This window comes from Stagnimonas sp. FW305-C-60 (assembly GCF_058782965.1).
The window spans coordinates 43899-59341 of sequence record NZ_JBYSYF010000003.1 but is presented as its reverse complement, the minus strand read 5'-3'; the positions used below and the strand labels follow the sequence as shown (position 1 = coordinate 59341).

The 15443-nt window shown below is 67.8% G+C and carries 13 protein-coding genes and 1 tRNA gene; 1 reads left to right on the top strand and 13 read right to left on the bottom strand.

Annotated features, from left to right (window positions below; genetic code table 11):
* Positions 1-928 precede the first annotated feature (928 nt).
* Together AC3WT6_RS12300 and rnr are read right to left on the bottom strand one after the other, a co-directional pair.
* On the bottom strand, positions 929-1621 hold the full coding sequence (locus AC3WT6_RS12300; protein ID WP_492653893.1) for an OmpA family protein: 693 nt from the start codon (positions 1619-1621) through the stop codon (positions 929-931).
* Positions 1622-1626: 5 nt separating this feature from the next.
* The gene (gene rnr / locus AC3WT6_RS12295; RefSeq protein ID WP_492653892.1) at positions 1627-4362 is read right to left on the bottom strand and encodes a ribonuclease R; all 2736 of its coding nucleotides are present in this window, start codon (positions 4360-4362) and stop codon (positions 1627-1629) included.
* Between the two features lie 73 nt (positions 4363-4435).
* Between rnr and AC3WT6_RS12290 the strand changes: the two genes are divergently transcribed.
* Positions 4436-4520, top strand: a tRNA-Leu gene (locus AC3WT6_RS12290).
* 250 nt (positions 4521-4770) lie between these two features.
* Here the strand turns inward: AC3WT6_RS12290 and AC3WT6_RS12285 are convergent.
* The 11 genes from AC3WT6_RS12285 to AC3WT6_RS12235 form a co-directional block, all read right to left on the bottom strand.
* The gene (locus tag AC3WT6_RS12285; protein WP_492653891.1) at positions 4771-6096 is read right to left on the bottom strand and encodes an adenylosuccinate synthase; all 1326 of its coding nucleotides are present in this window, start codon (positions 6094-6096) and stop codon (positions 4771-4773) included.
* Positions 6097-6120: 24 nt separating this feature from the next.
* A complete protein-coding gene (locus AC3WT6_RS12280) occupies positions 6121-7116 on the bottom strand; it encodes an ATP phosphoribosyltransferase regulatory subunit (RefSeq protein WP_492653890.1) in 996 nt (331 codons plus the stop codon).
* A gap of 6 nt (positions 7117-7122) precedes the next feature.
* Positions 7123-7314: a DUF2065 domain-containing protein gene (locus AC3WT6_RS12275; protein WP_492653889.1), complete on the bottom strand. Its 192-nt coding sequence runs from the start codon at positions 7312-7314 to the stop codon at positions 7123-7125.
* A gap of 6 nt (positions 7315-7320) precedes the next feature.
* On the bottom strand, positions 7321-8193 hold the full coding sequence (hflC, locus tag AC3WT6_RS12270) for a protease modulator HflC (RefSeq protein WP_492653888.1): 873 nt from the start codon (positions 8191-8193) through the stop codon (positions 7321-7323).
* Positions 8190-9311, bottom strand: a complete 1122-nt coding sequence (gene hflK, locus AC3WT6_RS12265) for an FtsH protease activity modulator HflK (RefSeq protein WP_492653887.1) — start codon at positions 9309-9311, stop codon at positions 8190-8192. Before hflK ends, hflC begins: the two co-directional genes overlap by 4 nt.
* 59 nt (positions 9312-9370) lie before the next feature.
* Positions 9371-10729 carry a ribosome rescue GTPase HflX gene (gene hflX, locus AC3WT6_RS12260; RefSeq protein WP_492654020.1) on the bottom strand — a complete coding sequence of 453 codons (1359 nt, stop codon included), beginning with the start codon at positions 10727-10729 and terminating at the stop codon, positions 9371-9373.
* A 10-nt stretch (positions 10730-10739) separates the two neighbouring features.
* Positions 10740-10994: an RNA chaperone Hfq gene (gene hfq, locus AC3WT6_RS12255; protein ID WP_492653886.1), complete on the bottom strand. Its 255-nt coding sequence runs from the start codon at positions 10992-10994 to the stop codon at positions 10740-10742.
* A 96-nt stretch (positions 10995-11090) separates the two neighbouring features.
* Positions 11091-12068 carry a tRNA (adenosine(37)-N6)-dimethylallyltransferase MiaA gene (gene miaA / locus AC3WT6_RS12250; protein ID WP_492653885.1) on the bottom strand — a complete coding sequence of 326 codons (978 nt, stop codon included), beginning with the start codon at positions 12066-12068 and terminating at the stop codon, positions 11091-11093.
* 27 nt (positions 12069-12095) lie between these two features.
* On the bottom strand, positions 12096-13913 hold the full coding sequence (mutL, locus tag AC3WT6_RS12245; protein ID WP_492653884.1) for a DNA mismatch repair endonuclease MutL: 1818 nt from the start codon (positions 13911-13913) through the stop codon (positions 12096-12098).
* Positions 13910-14035, bottom strand: coding sequence for a hypothetical protein (locus AC3WT6_RS12240; protein ID WP_492653883.1), 126 nt, complete (start codon positions 14033-14035; stop codon positions 13910-13912). Before AC3WT6_RS12240 ends, mutL begins: the two co-directional genes overlap by 4 nt.
* Before the next feature lie 67 nt (positions 14036-14102).
* Positions 14103-15410: an N-acetylmuramoyl-L-alanine amidase gene (locus AC3WT6_RS12235; protein WP_492653882.1), complete on the bottom strand. Its 1308-nt coding sequence runs from the start codon at positions 15408-15410 to the stop codon at positions 14103-14105.
* Between the last annotated feature and the right edge of the window lie 33 nt (positions 15411-15443).

Genomic DNA, 15443 nt, shown 5'->3' with positions numbered 1-15443 from the left:
CGGAGTGCTTGTGCTTTCGCCTTGGTCTGCATGTGTGCGGTTCGCGCGTTCGCGCTCTGCTGACTTCGCAGGGCCTGATAGCTTTTTTTCGCCCCCTGGCGACTCACTTTTCTTTGCTTGTGCAAAGAAAAGTAAGCAAAAGAAAGCACACCCCTGCGTAGCGCCCCCTGCGGGGGTAAACCTGCGATGCTCGGTCTCCGGGGGACGCCGGCGAACTCGGCGCCCTATAGGCGCCTCAAACAGGCGCCGGCTTCCATACCCCCGGAGACCTCCGCTTCTCGGCGCTACGAAGGGGACCGGACCATCTACAGCACGGCGGCCTTCGTCCGCCGCAAAGACAGAAGCAACCGCAGGCGCGCGCTTCGCTCGCGCGATGTCGGCGTAGCCGACGAGCCTGAGTGCCGTTGATGTGGCTTTTGACTTGCCCTCCCCTTCGTAAGCGCCGAGAAGCGCAGTGGACGGGGGGTATGGAAGCGCCCGCCTGTTCGAGGCGCCTATAGGGCGCCGAGTTCGGGCGCGTCCCCCCGGCCACGAGCATCGCAGGGTACCCCGTAGGGGCGCGACGCAGGGGGGTGCTTTCTTTTGCTTACTTTTCTTTGCACAAGCAAAGAAAAGTGAGTCGCCAGGGGGCGAAAAAAAGCTCGCACCAACAGCAGACTCAGCAGAGCGCGAAGGCGCGAACCACAACCCAGCAGACCAACGCGAAGGCGCTGCACTCCGCCACGGCTTTCCCCCCTCCCCTAACCTGGCCGGCCATCGGCCCATGCATGGCCGATGGCGTTCGGCGGGGCGAAGTCATGCTTCGCCCATTTCCCCCTCACCCCCACAAGGGGGAGGGGGAACAACTGCGGCCCAAAAAATGGCGGCAGAAACAAAAACGCCGCGCTGGTTAGCGCGGCGTCTTGTCGCCGGTTCGGCGAGGCCTGCCTCAGCCACCCAGATAGGGCGGCGGCGTCCAGGCCGACTGCTCATTGCCCTCGACCACCGCCTTGATGACGATGTCCACGCGCCGGTTGCGCGGCTCAGCGACACCGTCGCCCGTGCGCACCAGCAACTCGCGCTCGCCACGCCCCTCCTCGCGGATACGGCCGGCGGGCAGGCCCTGCCCGGCCAGATAAGTCCCGACGCTGGCGGCGCGCTGATCCGATAGCGTCTGGTTGTAGGCGCTGCTGCCGACGGTGTCGGTGTGGCCGACCACATGCACCACGGTCTGGTCGAAGCTCTTCAGCGTGCCGGCGATCTTGGCGAAGGTGGCCAGCGCGGTGGCCGACAGCTGCGCCGAGCCGGTATCGAAGGAGACATCGCTGGCAACCCCGATCTTCAGGGTATTGGCATCGAGCTGGGTGATCACCAGCTCCTTGCGGCGGGCCTCCTCGGCGAGCTTGGCTTCCAGCTCGCGGCGCTGGCGATCCATGTAGCCACCCACCGCACCGCCGGCAATGGCACCGACCACGGCACCGACGATGGGCGCGCCATCGGCGCCGCTCACCTGGTGGCCGATCACGCCACCCAGCACCGCGCCGACACCGGCGCCGATCTTCTTGTCGCGGTTGGGGTCGCCGGCACAACCGGCCAGGGTGGCCACGGCCAGGACCAGGGCGAGGGGTTTGAAGGTCTGCATGATGTTTATCTCCGCTTCTTGGGGCGTCTGGAATTCGAGGGCTGGCGTGACGAGTCCTGCGGCTTCGGATGGCGCCCCTTGGCAGCTGGGCGATGGCCGGCAGAACCTGGGGTGGAGTCTGTGCGGGCACGATGAACCGGTTCTGAACCTCGCTCGGAGGTGGCCGTGGCCGGCACCAGATCGATCTTGCGCTCCTCCAGATTGACCCGCACCACCTGCACACGGATCGGCTGGCCCAGGCTGTAGGCATGGCCGCTGCGCCGGCCGACCAGACGCTGGGTCTTGGGGTCGAACTGGTAGGCCTCCTCGCCCAGGGCCGAGATGTGCACCAGACCGTCGATGTAGAGGCCGCTGAGATCGACGAACAGTCCGAAGGCGGTCACCGCGCTGACCACGCCGTCGAAGCTGTCGCCGACGCGGTGGCTCATGAACTCGCACTTGAGCCAGCTGCTGACATCGCGGGTGGCCTCGTCGGCGCGCCGCTCGGTCATCGAGCAGTGCAGGCCCAGAGCTTCCATCTGCTCCTGGCTGTAGGGGAAGCTCGTCGGCTTGCGGCGCTTGACGATGTGCTTGACCGCGCGGTGCAGCAGCAGGTCGGGGTAGCGGCGGATCGGCGAGGTGAAGTGCGCGTAGTGCTCCAGCGCCAGGCCGTAGTGGCCGAGCGGCTCGGGGCTGTAGCGCGCCTGCGCCATCGTGCGCAGGATCATCATGTGGATCAGACTGGTGTCCGGGCGACCACGCGCCGCCTCGGTGACCGCCGCGAAGTCCTTGGCTTGCGGCTCTTCGCCACCGCCCAGGGTGAGCGCGCGGCCGGCGAGGAAGTCCTTGAGCACCAGCACCCGCTGCGGGTCCGGCCGCTCGTGCACGCGATGCAGGGCCGGCGTCTCGCGGCCGCTGACGAATTTCGCGGCCTCGATGTTGGCGGCGATCATGCATTCCTCGATCAGCCGGTGCGCGCGGGTGCGCTGTACCGGCACGATGCGGGCGATCTTGCGGTCCTCGGTGAACTCGAACTTGGTCTCCTGGCCCTCGAAGTCGATGGCGCCGCGCTGCTGACGCGCCGCGAACAGGGCGGTGAACACCGCGTCGAGGTCCTGCAGATGCGGCAGCAGCTTGGCATTGCTGCGCGCCAGCTCGCCCTTGGGTTCGGCGAGCATGGTGGCGACGTCTTCATAGATCAGCCGCGCCTGCGAGCGCATCACCGCCTCGTAGAACTTGGCGGTGCTGACCTCGCCGTCCTTGCCGAGCTTCATGTCGCAGACCAGGCAGAGGCGATCGACGTTCGGGTTGAGCGAGCACAGGCCGTTGGACAAGGCCTCCGGCAGCATCGGGATCACCCGTCGCGGGAAGTACACCGAAGTGCCGCGCTTGGTCGCCTCCTCGTCCAGCGGGCTGCCCGGCTCGACGTAGGCGGAGACGTCGGCGATCGCCACCACCAGGCGGTAGCCACCGCGCACTTTCTCGGCGTAGACGGCATCGTCGTAATCGCGGGCGTCGATGCCATCGATGGTCATCAGCGGCAACTTGCGCAGATCGACGCGGCCTTCGATGTCGGCGGCGCGCACCTCGGGGCCGAAAGCCTCGGCCTCGGCTTCCACCTCGGGCGGGAACTCGTGCGGCAGATCGTGGCGGCGCAGCGCGATCTCGATCTCCAGGCCCGGCGCCAGATGCTCGCCGACGATCTCGGTGACGCGGCCGGTCATCGGGTTGCGGCTGCCCGGCAGGCTGAGCATTTCCGCCCGCACCACCTGGCCGTCCTTGGCGCCGCCGAGATCGGCGGCAGCGACGCTCAGCTCAAAGGGCTGGGCCTTCTGGTTGTCCGGTGTCACCAGCCAGCGCCCGCCTTCGCGGCGCAGGCGGCCGACCACGAAGCGCGGCGCGGTGCTGAGCATGGCGACGAACTCACCGGACAAGCGGCCGTTGGCCTCGACATTGGTGATCCGCACCCGCACCCGGTCGCCAGTCATCAGGCCGCGCATCTCGCGCGCCGGCAGGAACACGTCCTCGCCCGGTCCGTCGACCACCACAAAGCCGAAGCCGTCGCGATGGGCGGACACCTTGCCGCCCAGCTCGTCGCCCACTTTCGGAGGCAGCTGCACTTCCGGCGTGACACTGGCGGCGCGCTTGCCCGCCACCGACTTGGAGGCGACCGGCATTGCAGGCTTCGCAGTGGGCGCCGCGGCCACCGGCGGGCCACTGATCAGGCGCGAGAGCGACTGCGCGGCGCTCTTCGCGGCCGCCAGCATGCCACCCTGAGGCTTGGTGGCCGGCGGCGTCGGGACATCCACCACCAGGGTCACCTTGGCCGCGGCGGCCGAAGGTTTCGGAGTCGGGGAATGCACCGGCTTGCTCACCGCCTCGACGGCCACCGGCTTGGCCGTGGTGGCCACTGGTTTGGCGGCTGGCGCCAACGTCGCGGGCGGCACCGCGTCCAGCGGCGTGGTCTCCAATCGGCCACGACGATCCAGGCGCACCTGGCCGCTGCGACCCAGCTCCAGCAGGCGCTTCTCCAGCGCGGTCTGCTCCGGCAGCTTCTTCAACTTGAAGTAGCCGATGAGGTCGTCGAGCGAGCCGGGCGACTGCCGCAGCCGGGCCAACACCGCTTCGACGCTGGGCACGCCGGCCGAGGCCTGGGGCTTGCCTGCGCCCTTGGCCGGCACCACGTCGGCGGTCTTCCAGGGCTCGTCGTAGGGCGTGCCGCCGCGATTCTGGGGTGAGCTGGAACTTGTACGTTTTTTCATTGACAACAGGCGGCCTCGCCGCGATACTGCGCGCCCTTGGAATTCGGCGGCTGTGATGGATGCCGATTCTCAGGCCGAGATGGCGGAATTGGTAGACGCACCAGTTTCAGGTACTGGCGGGTAACACCGTGGAGGTTCGAGTCCTCTTCTCGGCACCAACAAAACAAGCCCAGCCTTTGGCTGGGCTTTTTTGTTGTTGGTGCCTGCGGCACGATTTCTTGCTGGCTCCCCCAGCTTGCCGATGAAGCCGGCAAGCTCGTCCCCTCGCCGGGGGCGAAACGGAGCCGTGCGGGAGTACCTTGAATGGCACCCCCGCCCGTTTCGCGGGCGGCCAAGGATGGCCGCCCAGGGGGGCGATCCAGAGAGCTGCCGTCGCGCCAGGGACGGCAGAGATACGGCTCGGCAGAATCAATCAAACGGATGGTGCAGCACGATGGTGTGCTCGCGATCCGGGCCGGTGGAGATGATCGCGATCTCGACTTCGGTCACCTCTTCCATGCGCCTCAGATAGCGGCGCGCGTTTTCCGGCAGGTCTTCGTAACGGCTAATGCCGAAGGTGCTGCTCTGCCAACCCGGAAGCTCCTCGAAGATCGGTTCGACCTTCTCGAAGCCCTCGGCGCCGATCGGCGGATTCTCGATCACCTGACCATCGAGCTTGTAGCCGGTGCAGATGCGGATGGTTTCCAGCGCATCGAGCACGTCGAGCTTGGTGACCACCAGGCCGGACACCGAGTTGTTGAAGATCGAGCGGCGGGCAGCGACGGCATCGAACCAGCCGCAGCGGCGCGGCCGGCGCGTCACCGTGCCGAATTCGTCACCGACCTTGCGGATGTGGGCGCCGATGCCTTCCGGGCCGTCTTCCAGCTCGGTGGGGAACGGTCCTGAACCAACCCGGGTGGCGTAGGCCTTGACGATGCCCAGCACGTAGTCGAGTTCACGCGGGCCGACACCGGTGCCGGTGGCGGCACCGCCGGCGGTGGTGTTGCTGCTGGTGACGTAGGGATAGGTGCCGTGGTCGATGTCGAGCAAGGCGCCCTGGGCACCTTCGAACAGCACGTTGTCGCCGCGCTTGAGATGCTGGCGCAGGTGCTCGGTGACGTCCGCCACCATCGGCTTGATGACTTCCGCATAGGCCAGCAGATCGTCCAGCGTCTGCTGGAAGTCCTCCGGCGCTTCCTTGTAATAGTGGGTCAGCACGAAGTTGTGATAGGCCATCAGCTCGCCGAGTTTGGCGGCCAAGAGATCGCGCTGGTAGAGGTCGCCGACCCGTACCGCGCGGCGCGCCACCTTGTCCTCGTAGGCCGGGCCTATGCCCTTGCCGGTGGTGCCGATCTTGGCCTCGCCGCGCGCGCGCTCGCGCGCCTGGTCGAGCCGCGCATGCACCGGCAGCACCAGGGGCGCGGCCTCGCTGATCTTCAGTCGCGAGCGCACTTCCATGCCGGTGGCTTCGACGGTCTCCAGCTCGCTCTTGATGCCCAGCCGGGCGCTGCCGCAGATGTGCGCCAAGGACAGCACCACGCCATTGCCGATATAGCAGGGCGCGCCCTCGCGCATGACGCCCGAGGGGATCAAATTGAGCGCGGTCTTCTTGCCCTTGATGACCAGGGTATGGCCGGCGTTGTGGCCGCCCTGGAAACGGACCACGGCCTGCGCGCGGTCGGTGAGCAGGTCGACGACCTTGCCCTTGCCCTCATCGCCCCACTGGGCACCGATCACTACGACGCTCTTCCCCATGTGCTTCCCCTTACTAAAAACAGTTCAGGCCGCGCCCAGGCGCAGCAATTCATTGACGTCGGCCGAGAAACCGGTGGCCGGCCGGGCCATGCCGAATTCGCCGCCGACGCCGTCGTAACGGCCACCGCGCGCCAACTCGCGGCCGTGGCCGGGCGCGAAGGCGGCGAAAGTCAGGCCGGTGTGGTAGCGGGCACCGCGCAGCTCAGCGAGATCGAGATGGATCGGCAGACCGGCGTGCTGGCGGCCGATCGCAGCGATCACCTGCTCCAGCGTGCGCAGCGCCAGCGTCACGCCGTCGCCATAACCAGACAGCGTACGCGCGGCGCTTTGCAGCACGCTGACATCGCCGTGCAGGCCGGTGAGCGCCTGCAAGGCCGCGGCGGCTTCGGCGGCGATGCCCAGGCCGGCGGTGAACGCCGACAGCTCCGGCCGCGACTTGCGCTGCAGGATGTCGAACAACGCGGTCTCGTCCTCGCCCGACAAGGCCAGGCGATCGACCACCGCGCGGTAGACGCCGACATGGCCGAGGTCGAGATGCACGTCGGCGACCCCGGCCAGACGCAGGGTGTCGAGCATCAGCGACAGCACCTCCAGATCGGCGCCGGCAGTGCCCTCGCCAGCCGGCGTGCCGAACAGCTCGCAGCCGACCTGGCGCGGCGAGCGCGGCCCGCCGAGCGCGTCGGGGCGGGTGCGTAGCACCGTGCCCAGATAGCAGAGCCGCACCACCGGGGTGTCGGCAAAGTGCCGGGCGGCGATACGCGCCGCCTGCGGCGTCATGTCGCTGCGCAGGCCCAGCAGGCGGCCGCTGGCCGGGTCGGTGAGCTTGAAGGTGAGGCTGTCGAGATCGGCACCGGCGCCGGTCAGCAGGGAGTCCAGGTGCTCCAGGAACGGCGGCAGGATCAGCTCATAGCCAGCCGCGCGGTAATGGTCGAGCAGCGCACGGCGCAGCCCTTCGGCGCGCCAGGCCTGTTGCGGCAGCGCCTCTTCCATTCCATCCGGCAGCATCCACAGCTTGGTCATGACTATCTAGGGTGTAGAAAGAAAATGCAGCAGCCCGGCGCCACTCAGCATGGCGACCAGGCCCAATAAGCGCAGCGGCCGGTCTTCAAGACTGGCCGCGCGCAGCAACGATTCGCGGAACCGGCGCGGCGACAGGAAGGGCAGCATGCCCTCGATCACCATCACCAGGGCCAGCGCCCGCAGAAAATCATCGCCCACGGAAAACTACTTGCCGGCCTTGAAGCTGCGGAAGAATTCCCCTTCGGGCTGCAACACCATCACGTCGTTGGGACCGCCGAAGGCATCGCGGTAGGCACCCAGCGAGCGGTAGAAGCGATAGAACTCGGCATCGGCGCCATAGGCCTTGGCATAGATGTCGGAAGCCTTGGCATCGCCCTCGCCGCGCAGCTTTTCGGCATCGCGGTAGGCATTGGCAACGGTGATCTGCGCTTCGCGATCGGCCTCGGCGCGGATCTTCTCGGCCTCTTCGGCGCCGCGGGCGCGGTAGTCGGCGGCGATCCGCGAGCGCTCGGCGCGCATGCGTTCGTACACCGAGCCGCTGACGTTGTCGTTCTGCGGCAGATTGATCGACTTGATGCGCACGTCGATGATCTCGATACCCAGCTCCTTGACCTTGTCGGCAGCGCTGGCTTCCAGCGCCTGCATCATCTGGTCACGCTGGCTGGTCACCGCCTGCTGGATGGTGCGCGAGCCGAACTGGTCGCGCAGGCCGCGGTTGACGATGGCGGACAGGCGATCCGCCGCGACCAGACCCTGGCCGCCGGTGGAGCGGTAGTACTGGAGCGCATCGGCGACCCGCCACTTCACATAGAAGTCGACCTCGACGTTCTTCTTCTCGACAGTCAGGAAGTTCTCGGTCTGGTTGTCGAGCGTGAGGACGCGGCCGTCGAACTTCTTCACCGACTGGATGAACGGCAGCTTGAAGTGCAGGCCCGGCTCAAAGTCGGCGGTACGCACCGCCGACAGCTGGAACAGCACCGCGCGTTCGCGCTGGTCGACGATGAAGGCGGAATTGCTGAGCGCGAACAGCACCAGAATCAGTGCGCCGAACGCTAGCAGGCTACGGTCCTGGTTCATTGGCGGCTCCGGTCACGGGAACGGCTGGCATCGGCACCGTTGGCGCGCGACGCGGCGGTGGCTTCCGGCACCGCCTCCAGCAGCGGCGCCTTCGGCTGGTTCTTCAGCAGCTGATCGAGCGGCAGGTAGATCATCGGCGAACCCTTGTCGACATCGACCAGCACCTTGCTGGTCTTGCCCATCACCTCGCTCATGGTGTCGAGGTAGAGGCGGTCGCGGGTGACCTGCGGCGCCTTGCGGTATTCGGTCACCAGCTGGCTGAAGCGCGAGGCATCACCCTGGGCCTTGGCGATCACCTGATCGCGGTAACCGCTGGCTTCCTCCAGCTCACGGGCGGCGGCGCCGCGCGCACGCGGAATGCGCTCGTTGGCATAGGCCTGCGCCTCGTTCTTCAGGCGCTCCAGGTCCTCACGCGCCTTGATGGCGTCGGCGAAGGCGGCCTGCACCGCTTCCGGCGGCTGCACCTGCTTGAGGTTGACCTCGTTCACCACCAGGCCGACCTTGTACTCATCCAGGCGCTCCTGCAGCAGCAGCTTGGTGCGGTCGGCCACCGCCTCGCGACCGTCGGTGAGGATGAAGTCCATCTTGTTCTGCCCCACCACCTCGCGCACCGCCGCCTTGGTGGCCTGGCGCAGGGTGAGGTCGGGGTCGTCGACGTTGACCACGTAGTCCACCGCCGAACTGACGCGGTACTGCACCGACAGCTCGACATCGACGATGTTTTCGTCCTGGGTGAGCATGGTGGCGCGGTCGGTGACATTGCGCACGCCGGTGAGGTTCACCTTCTCGTGGCTCTCGATCGGCCAGGGCAGGCGCCATTGCAGACCGGGCTCGGTGGTGCCGACATAGGCGCCGAAGCGGAACACCACGGCGCGCTGCTGCTCATCAACGGTGTAGAAGCCGGACATCACCCACAGCAGGGCAATCAGACCAAGACCCAGTCCAAGGCCACCGGCCAGACGCGGGCCGGAGCCAGGCTTGCCGCCGCCGCCCTTGCCGGAGAGGCGCGCCTTGAAGCGCTTGAACAGCTCTTCCAGATCGGGGGGCCCTTGGTTGCTGCCCTTTCCGCCCTGATTCCAGGGGTCACGGTTGCCCGACCCCGGTTCGTTCCATGCCATTAGCTAAATTCTCGTCTGAGTGATCCAGATTCGGCTGCTGCCGTCAGGATGGGCCTGCTTCAGTTGCGGATGCCCTTGCTGGCGCGACCCGCGCGAGTGTGGCCACGCTCCCAAGATTCTAGGGGGCGGGCGGCGGCGGCGCCATTCAGCGGCACACCGGCCTCGCGGCAGATGCGTTCATAACGTGGGCGCGGCAGCCGCAGTTGCAAGTGCGCAATGCCCGCCTCGTCGATGCGCTCCGACTGCACGGCATGACTGGCGTAGAGCAGCGCGCGCAGCTTGCCCTGCGCCGGCGTCACCGCGATCTCGCCCTCGAACAGATCGGGGAAGATCAGCTCCGACAGCACCTCGCGCAGCGCGTCCAGGCCCGCGCCGGTCTTAGCGGAAAGAAACACCCGCTTCGGCCGGCCGGTTTCGTCGCGCTCGACCCGCGCGGTTTCGTGCTCGCTGAGATCAATCTTGTTGAACACCAGCAGGGTCGGCACCTCGTCGGCCTCGATCTCCTGCAACACCGCGTTCACCTGCTCGATGCGGGTCGTGCGCTCGGGGTCGGCGGCGTCCAGTACGTGCAGCAGCAGGTCGGCCTCGCGCGCCTCTTCCAGCGTGGCGCGGAAGGCGGCGACCAGATCGTGGGGCAGATCGCGGATGAAGCCCACGGTGTCGGCGAGCAGGATCTCCTGATCGGCCGGCAGCTGTAGCTTGCGGATGGTGGTGTCGAGGGTGGCGAACAGCTGGTCCGCGGCATAGGCCTCGGCACCGGTCATGGCGTTGAACAACGTGCTCTTACCGGCATTGGTGTAGCCGACGATGGACACCAGCGGCGTCTCGTTGCGCTTGCGCGCGCGCCGCGACAGCGCGCGATGGCGCTTCACGTCTTCGAGATCGCGCTTGACCTTGTCGATACGGCCGCGCACCAGGCGGCGGTCGAGTTCCAGCTGGGTTTCACCGGGGCCGCGCAGGCCGATGCCGCCGCCCTGCCGCTCCAAGTGGCTCCAGCCGCGCACCAGACGGGTGGAAAGATGCTGGAGCTGCGCCAGCTCCACCTGCAACTTGCCCTCGTGGGTGCGGGCGCGGCGGGCGAAGATGTCGAGGATCAGGCCGGCGCGCGACAGCACCCGGCACTGGAGCAGCTTTTCGAGATTGCGCTCCTGGCTGGGCGACAGCTCGTGGTTGAAGATCGCCACTTCCGCCTCGCCGGCGGCCACCGCGGCAGCCGCTTCCTCGGCCTTGCCGGAGCCGACGAACAGTCCAGCATCCGGCTTGATCCGGGAACCACCCAGTACCGCAACGATCTCGGCACCCGCGGAACGGGCCAGCTCCTCGAACTCGGCGCGGTCCGACAGATAGTCGGAGCCCGGCAGCTCAAGGTGGACCAGTACGGCTTTCTGCCCGCCCTTGGGGCGTTCGATGAACTTCAGCGGAAGATTCTCAGGCGGCGGGGGCAGCCGGCGCGTCCTCGCCTTCGGTCTCGGCCAGGCGCACGGCGCGGGCGGGAACGATGGTGGAGATCGCGTGCTTGTAGACCATCTGGCTCACGGTGTTGCGCAGCAGCACCACGAACTGATCGAAGGATTCAACATGGCCCTGCAGCTTGATGCCGTTGACCAGGTAGATGGAGACCGGAATGCGTTCCTTGCGCAGGGCATTGAGGAACGGTTCCTGGAGGGTTTGGCCTTTGGACATGGCTGACTTCCTTTTGTTGTAGTTGCTGATTGTCATGGACCTGCGACACCACTCGTTTACCGCTCGCAGGCAAGTTTTGATTTTACCACGCTGCCGCTAGGCCGCCTTGACCGCCGAGCACAGTCTTTCGACCGCTCGCTCCAAAGCCATATTGCCCTGCTGTGGGTCTATCCATTCGCTGTCCCGCTCGCTGCGCAACCAGGTGATCTGGCGCTTGGCGTACTGCCGGGTGGCAACGATCCCGCGCTCCACTGCGTCGCTCAGACTGCCGCGACCGTCCAAATGTTCCCAGAGCTGGCGATATCCCACGGAACGGATCGAAGGCAGGCCTGGATGCAGGTCGCCGCGCGCCTTCAAGGTCCGCACCTCGTCCAAAAAGCCGCGCGCCATCATCTGCCGGAAGCGCTCGGCGATCGCCGCGTGCAGGATTTCGCGCTCGGGCGGCATCAGCGCCAGCTTCACCAGGGGGCCGGCCAGACCCGCCGATTTCGGTGCCGCCCAGTGCTCGCTACGTGAACGACCACTCAGCAGGAGTATCTCCAGTGCCCGCTGGATACGCTGCTGGTCGTTGGGCTTGATCTTGGCGGCGGCTTCCGGGTCCAGCGCTGCCAGGCGTTCATGCAGGGCCGGCCAGCCCAGCGCTAGTGCCTCGGCTTCCAGCTGCGCGCGCACTGCCGGATCGGCGGGTGGCAGTTCCGAGAGGCCGTATTCCAGGGCGCGGAAGTACAGGCTGGTGCCGCCGACCAGGATCGGCAGATGGCCGCGTGCCCGGATCGCCGCCACCAGGGCCAGGGCATCGTCGCGGAAACGGGCGGCGGAATAGCTCTCGGCCGGGTCAAGGATGTCGATCAGCGCATGCGGTACCGCCGCCAGCACCGCCGGTTCCGGCTTGGCGGTGCCGATGTCCATCCCCCGGTACACCTGGGCGGAATCGACGCTGATGATCTCCGCCGCCGGCCAGGGCAGCCGGCCGGCGGCGGCCTCGGCGTGCAGGGCCAGGGCCAGACCGGTCTTGCCGGAGGCGGTCGGCCCCATCAGGAACAGGGCCGGAATGGTCTCGGCGGGTGCGGTCATCTGCCCAGCTCCTCGCGGCGCATGGCGCTAGCGCCCACGCAGGAACAGCCGGTCCAGCTCGGCCAGCTCCACCTGCACCCAGGTCGGACGGCCGTGGTTGCACTGGCCGGCCAGCTCGGTCTGCTCCATGTCACGTAGCAGGGCGTTCATCTCGCTGATGCTCATCACCCGGTTGGCCTTGATCGCCGCCTTGCAGGCCATCTCCGCCAGCACCCGGTGCTGGGCATCGAGCACCTCGCCAAGGTGGGCGTGCGAGCCGCTGTCGCTGCTGCGGCCCAGCACCTGGCGCAGCAGGTCCACCACCGCCTCGCTCGGCAGCAGCGCCGGAATCGCGCGCACCAGCAACTGACCAGGGCCGCTGCGGTCCACCTGCAGGCCGGCGGCCAGCAGGGTCGCGGCCTGGGTTTCGGCGGCTTCGGCCTCGTCTTCCGGCAGATTCACCAGCACCGGCGCCAGCAGCGCCTGCGAGGGCACGCCGCCCTCGGCCAGCTCGCGCTTGTAGCGCTCGTAGAGCACCCGTTCGTGGGCGGCATGCATGTCGACGACGATCAGGCCGCGGGCGTTCTGGGCGAGGATGAAGATGCCGTGCAGCTGCGCCACGGCGTAGCCCAGCGGATGTTCCGCCGGCGGCGCGGCGCTGGCTTGCGACTCGGGTAGACGGCTGACGGCGGCCAAGCCGGCCCAGGTCGGCGCGCCAGCGGCGGCAGGCGCGGCGAAATAGCGGCTGGGCGGCTCACCCAAGCGTGGCGCGGTGCTCAGCGGCAAGGCATAGGCCTGCGGTTCGCGCGCCGGCTCGACGGCCACACCACCGAAACCGACGCCGTGATGGTGCTCGGGCTCCGGCCGCAGCTCGCGCAGCCAGCGGTGCACCAGTCCGAACAGGAAGTCGTGCACCCGCGCCGCCTCGCGGAAACGCACCTCGGTCTTCTGCGGATGCACATTCACGTCGACCGCCGCCGGGTCCAGGGTCAGCGCCAGCACGAAGGCCGGGTGGCGGGTGCTGTGCAGGGCGTCGGCATAGGCCCGGCGCAGCGCCGCGCCCAGCAGCCGGTCGCGCACGCCGCGACCGTTGACGGTGAGGAACTGCAAGTCCGGCTGCGCCCGCGAGAAGCTGGGCAGGGCGATCCAGCCGGCCAGCCGCAGGCCGCCGAGTTCGGCCTCACGGTAGATGGCATTGGCCAGGAACTCCGCGCCGCAGACCGCCGCCAGCCGCCGCTCGCTGGCAGCCGCATCCTCGGCCGGCTCCACATCCAGCAACCGCCGGCCGTCGTGACTGAGCGTGAAGGCGACGTCCGGGCGCGCCAGCGCCAGCCGCCGTAGCGCAGTCTCGACGTGGCGCGCCTCGGTGCCCGGGCTCTTCATGAACTTGCGCCGCGCCGGCGTACTGAAGAACAGGTCCAGCACTTCCACCGCCGTGCCCTGCGCCTGCGCCGCCGGCACCGGCTCGGCACTGGCGAGACCGCCCTCGCCGCCCAGCCGCCAGCCGTGCGGCTCGGTCGCCGTGCGCGAGCTCAAGCTCAGGCGGGACACCGCCAGGATGCTGGCCAGGGCCTCGCCACGGAAACCCAGGCTGGCGACCCGCTCCAGATCATCGAGGCTGGCGATCTTGCTGGTGGCGTGTCGCGCCAGCGCCAGCGGCAGTTCCTCGCGCGGAATGCCGCGACCGTCGTCGCGCACCAGGATGCGCCTTAGGCCACCCTGCTCCAGCTCCACGTTCACCCGCCGGGCGCCGGCATCGAGGGCGTTCTCGACCAGCTCCTTGACCACCGCCGCCGGCCTCTCGACGACTTCGCCTGCCTTGATCTGGTTGATCAGGACTTCTGGCAACTGTTTGATGCTGGTCATCTTTGCCCAATCCGCCACGGGGCGAAGTCGAAAAGCGCTTGATCATTGCCGTGCAGGCCAGCCTGCACGGGGCCCGCCTTGATCTGGTTGATCAATACCTCGGGCAGCAACTGGATCGGCATGGCGGTCGGCAAAAACAAAAACGGCGCGCAGGATAACCTGCGCGCCGCGTTCAGCCCGGTTTCGCGATCAGTGCGGCTTTTTGCGCCGCAGACTCACCGCCACCGGTCCAGCCTCGGCCTGCACCACCTGCTGCTGCGGACGGTAACCGGAGAAATAGCCCTTGATGCCGGCCAGCAGCGAGGCGGCCATGCTGTCCTGGTAGTCGGAGGCAGCCAGCAGACGCTCGTCCTCTGGGTGACTGAGGAAGGCGGTCTCCACCAGCACCGAGGGGATGTCCGGCGCCTTCAGCACCGCGAAGCCGGCCTGCTGCACCTCGGCCTTCTGCAACGGATTGAACTGGCCGATGGACTCCAAGAGCCGCGAGCCGAAGTCGAAGCTGGCCTCGCGCACGGCGGTCTGGGAGATGTCCAGCAGCACCGAGGCGAGATCGTCGTCCTTGCCGGCGATCTCGACACCACCCACCAGATCGGCGGCGTTTTCCAGGCTGGCCAGCATCTTGGCGTGTTCGCTGGTGGCGCCGCGCTGGCTCAGCACGTACACCGCCGAGCCGCGGATGTTCTTGGCCACCGGCAGGGAATTGGCATGGATCGACACGAACAGGTCGGCCTGTGCCTTGCGGGCAATGGCGGTACGCTGACGCAGGCCGACGTAGTAGTCGCCATTGCGGGTCAGTATTGCCTTGTAGCCGGGAGTTTCGTTGACCATGCGCGCCAGCTTGCGGGCGATGCGCAGGCAGACTTCCTTCTCGATCACGCCGTTGCGGCCACGCGCACCCGGATCTTCGCCGCCGTGGCCGGCGTCGATAGCGACGATGATCGGCTTCTGCGCGGGCGCCAGACGCACACTGGGCGGCGCCGGCTCCGGGCGGGGTTCCGCGCGCGGACTGGGCTTGACCGTGGCGGCCGGCGCGGGAGCCGGAGTCGGCTCGACGACGGGCGGCGCCGCCGCGACTACTGTCTCCGCCGCCTCCGGCGCAGGCGCCGGCAGGTTCTGCGGCTGGCTGCCATAGAGATCAAAGATCAGCCGGTAGCCGTACTGGCCATTGGGTTCCAGGCCGAAGCTCTTGGGGTTGGCCGCCTCGGCGAGGTCCAGCACCACGCGCAGGCCGCCGTCACGGGGTCCGGTGCGCACGCTCTTGACCAAGCCCTTGCTCAAGCCGTCGAGCTGCACCGAGCCGGCCAGCTTGGCGTCGGCGATGTCGATCACTAGGCGGCTGGGATTTTCCAGGGTGAAGGACTTGTGGCTGGTGTGGGCTTCCAGGTCGAAGACCACGCGGGTGCTTTCCGGGCCGTCCCAGAGGCGCAGGTCACGTAGCTCGTTGGCGTGCGCAAGCGACGCCAGCAAACCCAGAACCATGGCCGTTAGCCCACGCATCACCCCGACTCCCGCAATACCCAGATGGCCGGA

What these genes read in the sequence shown, in the direction of transcription:
- AC3WT6_RS12300 (WP_492653893.1), bottom strand. Translation starts at nt 1,621, where the DNA reads ATGCAGACCTTCAAACCCCTCGCCCTGGTCCTGGCCGTGGCCACCCTG.
- rnr (WP_492653892.1), bottom strand. Translation starts at nt 4,362, where the DNA reads ATGAAAAAACGTACAAGTTCCAGCTCACCCCAGAATCGCGGCGGCACG.
- AC3WT6_RS12285 (WP_492653891.1), bottom strand. Translation starts at nt 6,096, where the DNA reads ATGGGGAAGAGCGTCGTAGTGATCGGTGCCCAGTGGGGCGATGAGGGC.
- AC3WT6_RS12280 (WP_492653890.1), bottom strand. Translation starts at nt 7,116, where the DNA reads ATGACCAAGCTGTGGATGCTGCCGGATGGAATGGAAGAGGCGCTGCCG.
- hflC (WP_492653888.1), bottom strand. Translation starts at nt 8,193, where the DNA reads ATGAACCAGGACCGTAGCCTGCTAGCGTTCGGCGCACTGATTCTGGTG.
- hflK (WP_492653887.1), bottom strand. Translation starts at nt 9,311, where the DNA reads ATGGCATGGAACGAACCGGGGTCGGGCAACCGTGACCCCTGGAATCAG.
- hfq (WP_492653886.1), bottom strand. Translation starts at nt 10,994, where the DNA reads ATGTCCAAAGGCCAAACCCTCCAGGAACCGTTCCTCAATGCCCTGCGC.
- miaA (WP_492653885.1), bottom strand. Translation starts at nt 12,068, where the DNA reads ATGACCGCACCCGCCGAGACCATTCCGGCCCTGTTCCTGATGGGGCCG.
- mutL (WP_492653884.1), bottom strand. Translation starts at nt 13,913, where the DNA reads ATGACCAGCATCAAACAGTTGCCAGAAGTCCTGATCAACCAGATCAAG.
- AC3WT6_RS12240 (WP_492653883.1), bottom strand. Translation starts at nt 14,035, where the DNA reads ATGCCGATCCAGTTGCTGCCCGAGGTATTGATCAACCAGATCAAGGCG.
- AC3WT6_RS12235 (WP_492653882.1), bottom strand. Translation starts at nt 15,410, where the DNA reads ATGCGTGGGCTAACGGCCATGGTTCTGGGTTTGCTGGCGTCGCTTGCG.